Genomic DNA, 12,543 nt, shown 5'->3' on the forward strand with positions numbered 1-12,543 from the left:
ATTCAATGAGCGGGCGGCAGGCAAATCATCAATTCTTTCCCTGCTTAATTGCCTCATAAACCATGGTCATAATCCGTGGTCGGACCCCCATCGTATAAATCGCTCTCCGGTTACGGCTCGGGTGTACGCGGTTACTAAGGAAAATAAATACCAGCTCCTGCTCGGGGTCCGCCCAAACGAGTGTACCCGTATAGCCGCTGTGTCCAAAGCTTTGGGAGGAAGCGGCCTCTGCCACCGAGCTAAGGTCTTCGTTGTATTCTATGAGTGGCTTATCAAAACCGAGGCCCCGTCGGTTGCCTTCGTCGGGGTACTGATAGCGGGTAAATTCTGTTACCGTAGACTCCCTGAAGTAGCGCCGGCCGTTGAGCTCACCGCCATTCATCAACATCTGGTAAAGCTTACCCAGGTCTTCGGCGGTAGAGAAAAGGCCGGCGTTGCCACTGAGGCCGTTCATCAGTGCAGCGCCTTCATCATGAACGACACCGTGGAGCGTATCCATCCGAAAAAAGGTATCCACCTCGGTCGGCACAATTCGTTGGAGGGGTATATTCCGGTCCAGTGGCCGGTAGCCGAGTGTAGTGGCGCCCAGCGGGTCATAGAACTCCTGCCGTAAATAGTCGTGATAGCCCATGCCCGTACGCCGCTCTACTAAATCTGGCAACAGGTAAAACAGCAGGCCGGAGTATTTATATTCTCCTTCGGGCTTTACGGGAGATTTACGAATGGCTTTGTAAATATTTTTCTCCCGGTAAGCCCGGTGCAGCCAGAGATCGTCCATAATCCGGATAGGGTACCGTCGGCTGCTGTCGCGCTTGAGCGTCCGCCCCCGGAAGCGGTAGTCGTTCGTCCGGCTACTGTCCCACCTTTTCTGCCAGGGGTAGCGGCCATTGCCTCTCAGTGTACCCTGCCAGTAGGGGACCCAGGGCAGCAGACCCGCCCGGTGGGCGAGCGCGGAGCGAAGGGGGAGGTTCGCCTTGTCCGTCCCGGCAAAAGCAGGAAAGGTGGCTCCGAGCGGAGCATCCAGATCGAGCTCGCCCCGGTCATAAAGCTGCATCAGGTAGAGCAGGCCTGAACTTGTTTTGGTGACGGACGCGAGGTCATATACGTCGTTATGGAGCACCGGCCGTTTCTCAGCATAGGTATGGTAGCCTGCAGTTACGTGGACCAGAGGCTCCCCTTTGTGTAAAACCAGCACCTGCGCGCCGGGGAATGCGCCGGCCTCAATACCTTCTTCGAGGACGGTACGGATGGAATCCGCTAAATCATTTGATTGAGCCGAGAGCGTAGCAGAAAACAGGAGAAAAAGATATGGTAGAGCGCGCATTGGGCTAATATGGGAAAAATGACGGAATTGAGTGTCTGCTCCCTCAGTCTCCCACCGCCCAAAACATCCCCAAATGCCCCCCCACACCCGCTCGCCGGCTGGTGGAGGCAACCGTATCTCCGGTTTTAATCAGATCATTAAAACCGATCAGGTAGCGGCCTTCCAGCTGGATGGTCAGCTTGCCCAACTCAAGATTGAAGCCCAGCCCCCCTTGCAGGCCGTAATTGGGGCGGAAGGGAATATCGAAGCCATAATAATCGGGCGTGCCTTCGGTAGGCGCCACGTATTCGGTTGGAATTTCTTCCGTACTGCTGAGTGGAAATGATAAATAGGGCCCCGCCTGAAACATGGGCTGAAAGACGCCCCTGCCGATACTGAATTGCGTCAGAATCAATAATTCAATGTAATCCGTTTGCCGTTGATACTGGCCGGCAAAGGTCGTATCAATGGTTTCTATCCATCCGGCCTGGGAATAAGACAACTCCGCCTGAAAGCCCACCAGCTTATTATCAAAATAGCGCAGACCCAGGTTGAAGCTATTACCGGACAGAGGCTCCACGTCAGCATTTGGCGTAAAGTCCACCTCGTGTTGCATCACCCCAAAACCAACGCCGAACTGCAGGCGGTTGATCACCTCCGTAGAGTCAGGCTGCTGAGCAGATAAAAAGCAGGGCAAGAGAAAAAGGACAATCAGCAGGCGGTTCATGGGCAATTATTGGAGAAGGCAATTCCTTCGGATTATGACAAATTTCCACTTTTAATCGTTATTGAGGTACCATGCGCTACTTCCTGCTCCTCACTATTCTCATTTCTGCCTGCGCCACCACCCGTTCACAGCCCGGGAATAGTGTAGATCGCTTCTTCCTGGACCCCACCGGAAAAACGTATTTTCTGCTGGCCGATGAACGGTTGGTAACCGACAATCCGCTGGGACAAAACCGGTTCGAGTTTTTTGACAGCAGCCTGGGAAGTCCGGACGTGGTGGACGTCGCCAACCCCTTTTCCGTCATGTTGTTTTACGCAGATTATGGTCAGTTGATCATTCTGGATCGTACGTTGAGCGAACGCAGCCGCCTGGACCTCTTCTCCGTGGAAGATATCCTGGAGCCCTCGACCGTGGCCCGGGCCTCCGATAATAAGGTGTGGGTGTTTGACAATTGGGATTACCGGCTCAAGCTGCTCGACCAGTCGGGGAAGGTCCGTCAGCGCAGTAACGATCTCCGCCTGGAGATTCGTGCCGTGATACCACCGGACGCCATTTACGTCAATCGCGGGCAGGTCTTACTGCATTATAGAGCTGATCACCGGGCAGCCTTATTCACTAACTATGGCCGCTTTGAGCGGTGGATAACTTTTCCACCGGCGGAGGATTTCGCCTGGAACCCGCCCTACTTGCTGGGCCGCAGTAAAGACAGCTTCTGGATTTGGGATGCCGTCACTAATCAACAAAAGGAGCAGCCGCGGCCGCAGGTGCCCGGAGAGGTGAAGGAGCAATGGATACCGATGGCGGAGGGCTACCTCCGCTTGAACACAGCAACCGGCAAAACAGAGGAAGTTAAATTCAATTAAAACAATTTGTTTTTAATGAAGCCATTTCCTATCTTTGCAACAGACGAATAAACTTGTCTTTTTATTCCGTTGACAATTCACACTCGGAGCGGCCATTCGGATTTATTGGTCAGGGCAGGGCAAAGACCCGCCCATTAAGGTTGCAAAAAATGACACTTTCTCTTTCACGCGTGTTGTCCTTCGCCGGGCGGCACTGGCTTCGCCTGCTCATCATTGGCGGGGCCCTTTTCGTCCTTACCCGCAAGCAGGTAAATTTCAACGTTCGCTTAGGAAGTCCTGCTCCGACGGAGGAGGCCGCTCCTGCCCCCGTCAATGTGCCGCCCGTCACCCTCAACTCTGAGACTCCGATCCTAACCGAAAAGTTGCCCGAGCAACCGATCGCGGAGCAGAGCGGTGGCTTTTTTGAACGCTTTAGTTTGTTTGGTGGCGGAGGTGGGGAAGCCTCAGCCTATGACCAGCTCACCCGCCTGGAACAAAAGACGGTAGAAGATTTCATCCGCCGCTTCAGCAACGTAGCTCAGGCGGAGCAGGAAAAGTTTGGCGTTCCTTCGAGTATTACGCTGGCCAATGCTTTGCTGCATACCCGGGCCGGCAGCGCGCCAGCGGCGCGCGACCACAACAACTTCTTCGCCCTGGGCTGTGATGACGACTGGCCGGGCTCCACCGGCCGGGCCGACGGTAAATGCATCCGCCGCTACGAGACCGCCTGGACGAGCTTCCGCGACCACAGTCTCTATGTCACCTCCGGGCGATACGCCCCCATGACACAGTTCGGGGAGACAGACTACCAGCGCTGGGCCGCTGGCCTGGGGGAGCTCGGCTTCAATGATACGGATGATCTCTCCCGACAGTTACTGCGCACCATTGATCGCTGGCAGCTTTTTCGCTTTGATTAAGGAGCTACGATTATCGGCAAACCTGTTATCTTAGCCCATATGACTAACCTTTCCAGATCAATCAATCGAAAGCCTGCTTACCTGTTGGTTTTTTTCGCCATGGTATTGTTGCTTTCCGGCTGCCGGGCTGCTGGTTGCGGCTGTCCGATGTACTGACTTTTGTCAGGAAAACATGAAAAAACGGTCTCAACAATAGGTCTACGGCCAAAAATCGTCGAATCTGGCTACATTTGTCGACTTTCGTGCAAATAGTGTGTTAGTAAGACGGACTTAGGTCTCAAGGGTTTCTCTTTGCTTTTAAAAAGATAATTCTCTGCACCTGCGTCCGCGGCCTCCGCTGAGCTTGCCGAAGTGCCCAAATGAGCCCACCACTAAGAAAAAGAAAATTTACCACATGGCATTTGATATCGATCTGATTAAGAAGGTCTACGCTGACCTCCCCGGCAAAGTTGCCGAAGCCCGCAAAGTGCTGGGCCGCCCCCTCACCCTGAGCGAAAAAATTCTTTACAGCCACTTACACGAAGAGAGTCCGCTGGCCAACTACGGTCGTGGAAAGGATTACGTGATGTTTGCCCCTGACCGCGTCGCGATGCAGGATGCTACGGCTCAGATGGCCCTGCTCCAATTCATGATGGCAGGACGCGACAAAGTCGCCGTGCCTTCCACCGTTCACTGTGATCACCTGATCCAGGCCAAAATTGGTGCAGATGCTGACCTGCAACACGCCATTAATACCAGTAACGAGGTCTTCAACTTTCTGGAGTCTGTTTCTGACAAATACGGCATCGGCTTCTGGAAACCAGGCGCAGGTATCATTCACCAGGTTGTTCTGGAAAACTATGCTTTCCCCGGCGGAATGATGATCGGTACGGATAGTCACACCGTGAACGCTGGTGGCCTTGGTATGGTCGCTATCGGTGTTGGCGGTGCGGATGCCGTTGACGTAATGGCCGGTATGGCCTGGGAGCTCAAGAACCCAAAACTGATCGGGGTAAAACTGACCGGTAAGCTTTCCGGATGGTCCGCTCCGAAGGACGTTATCCTGAAAGTAGCCGACATCCTCACCGTAAAAGGTGGAACGGGTGCCATCGTTGAATACTTCGGCGAAGGTGCCAAGAGCATGAGTTGTACGGGTAAAGGTACCATCTGTAATATGGGTGCCGAGATCGGGGCCACTACCTCTACCTTTGGCTACGACGAAAGCATGGACCGCTACCTTCGGGCAACCGGCCGTGAAGACGTTGCCGACGCTGCTAAAGAAGTAGCCGAGCACCTCACCGCCGACGCGGAGTGTTACGCTGATCCGGAAAAGTACTTCGACCAGGTAATCGAGATCAACCTCTCTGAGCTGAAGCCACTGATCAACGGACCATTCACGCCAGACCTCTCCACGGCTGCCGGCTCCGAAATGACGGAAAGAGCAACGGCTAACGACTGGCCACTGGACGTGGAATGGGGCCTTATCGGTTCCTGTACCAACTCCAGCTATGAGGATTTATCCCGGGCCGCTTCCATTGCACGTCAGGCCGTGGCTAAAGGGCTGACCACTAAAGCAGAATTTGGTATCAACCCGGGCTCTGAGCAGGTTCGCTTCACAACGGAGCGCGACGGCATCATTAAGGCCTTCGAAGACCTCAACGCTAAGATCTTCACCAACGCATGTGGGCCATGTATCGGCCAGTGGGCGCGCTACAATGACCCCATGAATGCTCCGAAGAACAGCATCATCCACTCCTTCAACCGGAACTTCTCCAAGCGTGCCGACGGTAACCCGAACACCCACGCTTTCGTAGCTTCTCCTGAAATGGTAGCCGCTATCGCGATTTCCGGTCGTTTGGACTTCAACCCAATGACCGACACCCTCGTTAATGATAAGGGCGAAGAAGTGATGCTCGACGAGCCAACCGGTTACGAGCTTCCACCGGATGGTTTTGACGTAGAAGACCGTGGTTTCAACGCACCGGCCGAAGATGGCAGCGGCGTAGAAGTAGTGGTCGCACCAACGTCTGATCGCCTGCAGCTGCTGACCCCGTTCGTGCCCATCACGCAGGATGATATGACGGATATGCGCGTACTCATCAAGGTAAAAGGTAAGTGTACGACGGACCACATCTCAATGGCCGGCCCCTGGTTGAAGTACCGTGGTCACCTCGAGAACATCTCTGAGAACTGTTACACGGGCGCTATCAACTTCTTCAACGACAAGGCTAACAAGGTATTGAACTACGTCGTCAATGATTACGTAGCCGTGCCGGACTCCGCAAAAGCCTACCAGGCTAAAGGCATCGGGACCGTAGTCTTCGGTGAAGAGAACCTGGGAGAAGGGTCATCCCGCGAGCACGCTGCCATGGAGCCTCGCTTCCTGGGCGTAAACGCAGTTATCGTGAAGTCATTCGCGCGTATCCACGAAACGAACCTGAAGAAGCAGGGTATGTTAGCCCTCACTTTCGTGGACAAAGACGACTACGATAAAGTCCGCCAGGACGATGTCGTTACCATCAAGGGCTTCGACCAGATGGCTCCAGGCAAAAACCTGACCATCAAACTGGACCACCACGACGGTACGAACGACGAGTTCGAAGTAGCGCACACCTACAACGCCGCTCAGATCGAGTGGGTACGTGCCGGCTCTGCTCTGAATAAGATTCGTCAGGACGTTGCTGCAGGGGCGTAAAACACTTTGCGCTTTTAGACGAGAACCACGCTTCGCCTGGTTTTCTTTTAGACGGCCTTCGGCCTTTTAGAAAACCGCTTCAACCTTATGGGTTGGGGCGGTTTTCTTGTTTTTGGTCGTACGATGAGCGGCTTTGAGCTCGTGAAGAATTTAAGCCCGACATTAGCGTCATGCGAATCCCTGACAGATATTACGGACTCCACCCGGCGTTTGCCTGGCTGATAAGCCTGGTGATGGCTGGTTTTGGTTTAATGGTCACCTTTGCCGTTTTTGAAGTGGACGATTCTCTGGGCTTTTTCGGGGATATGCTGGGGCTCCTCCTCATTGCCCCTTTGCTGATGTTTTTATGGACGCCTTTTATCCGAGTGGCGGGTTGGTATAAATATTACTCTCCACTGTTTTTGGTCTTTGGTGAATCAAAGACCCGCATAGAAATTCATAGCGGCCCATCCGTTGATTATCTCCTCCATTTACGGGGTATACCTCCCGGCAAAGAGTTGCAGCGAACGGTCCTCGCCTTCTACCTGCAGGGCTTGCTTAATATTGCCGACAAGGTGGCGAGTTCAGAAGACCCCGCGACCGTCGAAATTGTTGGCACCTCTTATTTCTTCTCCGATCGGTCCGTAGAGCGGATGGGGTTTCAGGTAAGTCCTGGAGGCTGGTTGCATCGCATTAATCTGGTGTTCAGCTTTCTGGAGTTATTCCTCCTGAACTCTCTGTCGGCCGGAAAAGTAAAGGTTCCCAATATTTTTAAAGTGAAAAAAGCCAGTATGAGTGGCGAGCGGCTGCTGGAGCATCGGGAATATATCCAGCGGCTGTATGATCGAATGGCGACGGAGAGGAATCGGGCGTGGGAGTAAATCACCCTAGCACTTCCCGCACCACCTCCCCATGCACATCCGTCAGCCGGAAGTCCCGGCCCTGGAAGGGATAGGTTAAACGAGTATGGTCCACCCCGAGCTGGTGGAATATCGTTGCCTGAAGATCATGGATGTGAACGGCTCCTTCGGTGGGGTAATAACCAAATTCATCCGTAGCGCCATGGGTGTAGCCCGGGCGTAATCCGCCGCCGGCCATCCACATGGTGAAGGCTTCGCCGTGGTGATCCCGACCCTTGAAGGGGTTGGTCTTACCGCCCCGGTTTTCCTGCATGGGGGTACGGCCGAACTCTCCGCCCCAAACGAGGAGTGTGTCCTCCAGCATCCCTCGTTGTTTCAGGTCGGTCAGAAGTGCCGACATCGGCCGGTCAATTTCCCGGCAGCGGGCCTTGAAACCGCCGTGGAGATTCTCGAAGTCGTTGCTGCCATGGCTGTCCCACCCCCGATGATAGAGCTGGATGAAGCGAACGCCCCGCTCCGCCAGCCGGCGGGCCAGAAGGCAATTATTGGCAAAGGCATTCTCCCCCGGCTTTGTGCCATAGAGTTCGTGGATGTAGTCGGGTTCCTGGCTCACGTCGGTAGCCTCCGGCACGGTCATCTGCATCCGGAAGGAGAGCTCGTATTGCTCAATGCGGGAGAGGACGTTCGGGTCGCCGACTTCTTCGTACTCCCGTCGGTTCAGGTCGCCGATGGCGTCCAGCGTCCGGCGGCGAACGTCGCGGGAAACTTTCTCCGGATTGTTGACGTAAAGAACGGGGTCTCCCTGAGAGCGAAACTCCACGCCCTGATAATTAGACGGCAAAAAACCACTACCCCAGAGACTTTTACCACCGCTGGGTTGTGACTCGCCGGAGACAAGGACGATGAAACCCGGGAGGTCATCATTGTCCGTCCCTAACCCGTAAGTTACCCAGGATCCGAAAGAAGGCTTTCCCGGCTGCGTACCGCCTGTGTGCATAAAGAGCTGGGCGGGAGCGTGGTTAAACTCTTCGGTTTTGACGGCCTTAAGGAAGGTGACATTGTCAACCTGCTTGCTGAATTCCGGGAGTAACTCGGACACCCACGCACGGCTTTCGCCGTGCTGCTGAAAGGCGAACTGTGGCCCCAGCATCTCCGGCACGCCGCGAATGAAGGCGAAGCGCTTCCCCTTAAGGAAAGAATCAGGGCAGAGTTGTCCGTCTAGCTTAGCCAACTCCGGCTTGTAATCAAAGAGTTCCAGCTGAGAAGGTGCGCCGGCCATGTGCAGAAAGATGACCCGTTTGGCGTGCGGGGCCAGGTGGAGCGCACGCTTCATGGCTTCACTAATTGCATCCTTGGGCGGCTCGGGCTTACCACAGCCAAGCATACCCAGGGCCATGCCACCAATGCCAAAGGCTGCGCTGCGGAATAGTTGGCGGCGAGTGAGGTAGGCCTGTTGACGGCGGAAGAATTCGTGGTCCAGAGAGGTCATATAAGGTAGCTTGTCCGGGGGGGGGGGGGCAGGTCCGACTCGTTTACCGAGTAATCGGACCTGGAGGTCCTCCTCCCGGGTTCAACGTTTAACGAGTACTTCGTCAAGATTAAGAATTGCCCGGCAAACGGTTTCCATGGCAGCCAATTCAGGAGAGTTGGGTAAGGAATCTATCGCTTGAAACTCTGCCAGGTTAAGGGCGTACAGTTCTTGTAATCTAGCCGACTGGAAATCATCCGGTGGGCTGGCGGTCGCCCGCTCGAAGGCATAGGCGATCTGGTCCTCCACCTTGCTGTTATGCGCTTCCATGGCACCTGCGGCGAGCGCCTCCGCTGCTTCTACAAACACCGGATCATTCAGCGTCACCATTGCCTGTAAGGGCGTGTTCGTACGTATGCGACGGGACACGCAAAGCTCCCGCGACGGTGCATCAAAGAGCAGCATCGTCGGGTAAGGGCTGGCGCGGCGGTAGAAAGTGTACAGTCCCCGCCGGTGGTTCTGGCCGTCCGGGCTCGTTTTCCAGCGGGCCACGTGGCGAATAACGTTCCACACGCCTTCAGGCTGATGGGGCATCACGCTGGGGCCATAGACCTTTGGGTTGAACAGCCCGCTGACCACTAAGGCCTGATCCCGGATCTGCTCAGCACTCAACCGGAAACGCGGCCCACGGGCCAGCCAGCGATTGTCGGGGTCCAGTGCCAGCTGCACGAAATCGGCGCTGCTGGACTGCCGGTAGGTCTGGCTGCTAACGATGGTGCGCAGCAGGCTTTTCAGCCGCCAGTTTTGCGCCTGCGTGAAATTAATCGCCAACCAATCGAGTAGTTCCGGATGGGTTGGCTTTTCACCCTGCACCCCAAAATCTTCCAGTGTCTTGACGATGCCCCGGCCAAAGAGTTGCTCCCAGACGCGGTTGACGAGCACGCGGCCGGTCATCGGGTTCCCCTCGTCCACCAGCCACTGCGCCAGCCCCAGGCGGTTGGGTGGAAAAGTCTTCCCCGTCTTGTCAAAAGTTGTTGGCGGAGCGGGCTCGATCGTATCCGCTTCCATCAACCAATTGCCGCGCACGAAAAGGCGATTGATGCGGCTGGAATCCGGTAAAAGGTCCTGCATTACTGGAACGGGCAGCGGCCTGAAGGCAGCAATGGCTGCTTCCAGCTCCGCTACTCTTGCGCGGGAGAGGGTGTCGTCCTGCAGCGCCCGTTCAAGGCCCGCCAGCTCCCGTAATCTGGCGGCGGACTGAAGGGGCAGCTTTGGCTCATCCGACGTTAAATCAGCGTCGGCCGTATTGTTAAAGTAGCCCTTTACGGCGTAGTATTCTTCGTGCCGAACGGGGTCGTAGGGATGACTATGACACTGCACGCAGCTGAAAGTAGAACCCTGCCAGACCTCCATCGTTACGTTGGCGCGATCCATAACGGCCTTGACCCGAAACTCTTCGTCGTCAGTGCCACCTTCGTCATTGGTCATGGTGTTGCGGTGAAAAGCGGTGGCCAGCAGGTCTTGCCCGGTAGGCGCAGGAAAGAGGTCTCCGGCGAGTTGGCGCAGGGTAAAGCTGTCGATTGGCATATCCTGATTAAAGGCTTCGATGACCCAGTCGCGGTAAAGGAACATGGTTTTCCGGATGTGGTCTTTCTGGTAGCCCTGGGAGTCGGCGTAGCGTGCCAGATCAAGCCAGAAGCTGGCCCAACGCTCCCCGAAATGTTCGGAGGCGAGGAGCTCATCAATAACCTGCTGGTAGGCTTCTTCGGTTGGGTTATCGGCAAAGGCCCGGCTGACTTCCGGGCTGGGGGGCAGACCGATCAGGTCAAGGTAAAGCCGGCGGATCAGGGTTGTGGGCGCGGCCGCAGGTGCGGCGGAAAGACCTTTGGCAAGCAGGGTTTTGCCCACGAAGGCATCCACCGGGTGCTCCGCCCCCGCAGGAATGGCCGGCAACTCCGGCCGCACGTACGCCCAGTGCTCTTCCCAGGCTGCCCCTTCGGCTATCCAACGGCGGATGAGCTCCACCTCCGTCTCATTGAGGCGGTCGCCTTCGGGCGGCATCACCAGTCCCTCGCGCTCACTGGTGATCCTGCGGTAGACTTCGCTCTCCTCGGGCTTTCCGGGCACAACGGCCATTTTCTCCGAGCGCAACTCTTTATACATATCCTCCTCAAAGAGAAAACTCAGGCCGCCTAGCTGCCGGACACCGCCGTGGCAAGACATGCACTTCGCCCCAAGTATTGGCCGGATGTCATTGGCAAAGCTGACGGGGGACGCTTCTTGCTCACAGCCGGCCAATCCGAAAAAGATTAGCGGGCAAAACAAACCCAGCAAAACACGGAATGATCGACACATATAGTAAGGCAGAAGGAACCAACTGAAGCAGCCCTAAAGTAAGCGTTTTCGAGCTTGAAAGAGACTAACGGTCTTTAGCATAATCTTTTCTTCTAGCTTTTTAGCTAAATCAAATGGCATACACCCATGGTCCTGTTGATCAATAGACTGCGCGTCTTAACGGTATGGCAGCATCATTTTACTATCCTGCTCTCCGCCCGAAGCTTTCCCCGGGTTGGTGGAAATAAAAGTTTAAACGAGTTCAATGAAGAAGAAACAAGGGGCTGTATCTTGAGGCACACCTTGAATACCTGAGTCGCTAAAATTTACCATCATGCAACGAAGAACCTTCCTACGCCGCGCCGCCCTGGCTGCTCCTGCCATTGCTCTTCCAACTGTCCTTGCCTCCCGCGCCCGCGCCCCGGAAGAATTAATCGTCGGCCAGGGCAGTCATCGCTATCGGGTACGGGCAGACTGGGCGAAGGTTTCCCCACAACAGTATTCGCTGATCAACTGCCACGAGATGGTAGCTGATAAAAGTGGGAAACTGTATCTGTTGGGAGATCACCCCGCCAACAACGTCCTCGTCTTCGATCGCTCCGGGAAGGTGATTGACAGCTGGGGCTACCGCTATCCCGCCGGCCACGGTCTGACCCTTTTCGATGAAGGAGACGAAGAGACCCTCTTCATCTGTGATACCGGCAGCCATCTCGACCGTACCGGCCGCTGGCGCAACGAGCCCGGCAGCGTAACCAAAACACGGCTCAACGGTGAGGTCATTTTCCGGCTGGGGCACCCTAAAACCATTGGTGTCTACGCTGAAGGTGAGGCCTACCACCCAACGGAAACAGCCGTGGCTCCGAACGGAGACATCTACGTGGCAGACGGCTATGGTTCCAACTACATCGTTCGCTATGATGCCAACGGCCGGTACATCTCCCACTTCGGAGGCAAGAACAACAAAGACCCGCGCTATAATCTCAACCAGGCGCACGGCGTAGCCATTGACCTGCGAAAAGGGAATGAGCCCCGGCTGGCAGTGACCAGCCGTAATGATCAGGCTTTCAAGTTTTTCACGCTTGATGGAAAGTTCATTGAGCAGGTGAGCCTGCCGGGCGCATATGTTTGCCGGCCCGTAATTCATGGCGAAAACCTGCTGGCCGGCGTCTGTTTTGCCGATACTGCAGCGGGCGCAAAACGACAGAAGCATCATGGTTACATCACCATTCTGGATGCCAACAATAAGGTAATTTCCAATGCGGGTGGCACAGCGGCTACCTACAAAGACGGTGAGTTACAAACGATGCATCAGGACCCCCGCGTTCACGGACTTTTTCATCATGGCCACGACGTTTGCGTCGACGCCGACGAGAACCTTTACCTCTGCCAATGGGACGCTAAAGGTGCACCGCCGATTTTACTGGAGCGGGTTTAGTCAC

Annotated in this window: 9 protein-coding genes; 5 read left to right on the forward strand and 4 right to left on the reverse strand. The window is 55.4% G+C overall.

Annotated features, from left to right (window positions below; all coding sequences use genetic code 11):
- Window positions 1-28: 28 nt before the first annotated feature.
- On the reverse strand, window positions 29-1,324 hold the full coding sequence (locus tag BM123_RS09245) for a serine hydrolase domain-containing protein (RefSeq protein WP_090167556.1): 1,296 nt from the start codon (window positions 1,322-1,324) through the stop codon (window positions 29-31).
- A gap of 43 nt (window positions 1,325-1,367) precedes the next feature.
- A complete protein-coding gene (locus BM123_RS09250) occupies window positions 1,368-2,030 on the reverse strand; it encodes a porin family protein (RefSeq protein ID WP_090167558.1) in 663 nt (220 codons plus the stop codon).
- 71 nt (window positions 2,031-2,101) lie between these two features.
- Here BM123_RS09250 and BM123_RS09255 point away from each other — a divergent pair, with 71 nt between their 5' ends.
- The 4 genes from BM123_RS09255 (at window position 2,102) to BM123_RS09270 (ending at window position 7,323) form a co-directional block, all read left to right on the forward strand.
- Window positions 2,102-2,893, forward strand: coding sequence for a hypothetical protein (locus tag BM123_RS09255; protein ID WP_090167560.1), 792 nt, complete (start codon window positions 2,102-2,104; stop codon window positions 2,891-2,893).
- A 149-nt stretch (window positions 2,894-3,042) separates the two neighbouring features.
- Window positions 3,043-3,789, forward strand: a complete 747-nt coding sequence (locus BM123_RS09260; protein WP_090167562.1) for a glucosaminidase domain-containing protein — start codon at window positions 3,043-3,045, stop codon at window positions 3,787-3,789.
- 394 nt (window positions 3,790-4,183) lie between these two features.
- A complete protein-coding gene (locus BM123_RS09265; RefSeq protein ID WP_090167564.1) occupies window positions 4,184-6,463 on the forward strand; it encodes an aconitate hydratase in 2,280 nt (759 codons plus the stop codon).
- A gap of 170 nt (window positions 6,464-6,633) precedes the next feature.
- Window positions 6,634-7,323 carry a hypothetical protein gene (locus BM123_RS09270; protein ID WP_090167566.1) on the forward strand — a complete coding sequence of 230 codons (690 nt, stop codon included), beginning with the start codon at window positions 6,634-6,636 and terminating at the stop codon, window positions 7,321-7,323.
- A 1-nt stretch (window position 7,324) separates the two neighbouring features.
- Here BM123_RS09270 and BM123_RS09275 read toward each other — a convergent pair whose 3' ends face one another.
- Window positions 7,325-8,791, reverse strand: a complete 1,467-nt coding sequence (locus BM123_RS09275; protein ID WP_090167568.1) for a DUF1501 domain-containing protein — start codon at window positions 8,789-8,791, stop codon at window positions 7,325-7,327.
- Between the two features lie 81 nt (window positions 8,792-8,872).
- Complete coding sequence (locus BM123_RS09280) at window positions 8,873-11,125, reverse strand: PSD1 and planctomycete cytochrome C domain-containing protein (protein WP_090167570.1); 2,253 nt, start codon at window positions 11,123-11,125, stop codon at window positions 8,873-8,875.
- A 313-nt stretch (window positions 11,126-11,438) separates the two neighbouring features.
- Between BM123_RS09280 and BM123_RS09285 the strand changes: the two genes are divergently transcribed.
- Entirely contained in the window at window positions 11,439-12,539 is a 1,101-nt protein-coding gene (locus BM123_RS09285) for an NHL repeat-containing protein (protein WP_090167573.1), read from the forward strand.
- Window positions 12,540-12,543 lie beyond the last annotated feature (4 nt).

It is taken from the genome of Neolewinella agarilytica (genome assembly GCF_900110645.1).
In the GTDB taxonomy this organism is placed as follows: domain Bacteria; phylum Bacteroidota; class Bacteroidia; order Chitinophagales; family Saprospiraceae; genus Neolewinella; species Neolewinella agarilytica.